Origin of the sequence: Streptomyces sp. SID14436 (genome assembly GCF_010548465.1) — a bacterium.
Lineage (GTDB): Bacteria > Actinomycetota > Actinomycetes > Streptomycetales > Streptomycetaceae > Streptomyces.
Genome location: NZ_JAAGMD010000784.1, coordinates 1 through 499 on the forward strand (window position 1 = coordinate 1; position 499 = coordinate 499).

Genomic DNA, 499 nt, shown 5'->3' on the forward strand with positions numbered 1-499 from the left:
GCCGGGCCCCCGCACCGGCAGCACCGCGCCGGCCCGCGCGAACACCGGTATCCGCTCCAGCGGCGCGTCGGCCGGCACCCGGGCCGGGCCCTCGTACGCCCGCTCCGTCGCCGTGTCGTACCAGCGTCCGCGCGGCAGGGGCACGGTGCGGCGCACGGTGCCGGGAGCCGTCACCGGCGCCACCAGCAGGCCGTCGCCCAGCAGGAAGGCGTCGTCGCAGTCCCGCAGGGCGCGGTCCTCCGGCGTCGCCCACCACAGGGGCCGCACCGGCGGCGCCCCCGTGCGCCGGGCCAGGTGCGCCAGCGTCATGAAGTACGGCTGCAGACGGCGCCGTTCGAGCAGTGCCGCCCGGGCGAGGGCCACCACGTCGGCGTCGCACTCCCCGCTGTGCCGGCGCCCCTCGCGCGGGACCGCGTGGGTGCGCAGCAACGGCAGATGCGCGCCGAGCTGCAGCCACCGCACGTACAGCTCGGCGGACGGCACGTCGCCGGGCCCGCCG

General features: G+C 79.6%; 1 protein-coding gene. It reads right to left on the reverse strand.

Features of this window, described 5'->3' with window-relative positions:
* The coding region (locus tag G3I53_RS28190; protein WP_239064160.1) for a glycoside hydrolase family 31 protein at nt 1-499 on the reverse strand (499 nt) is incomplete at both ends.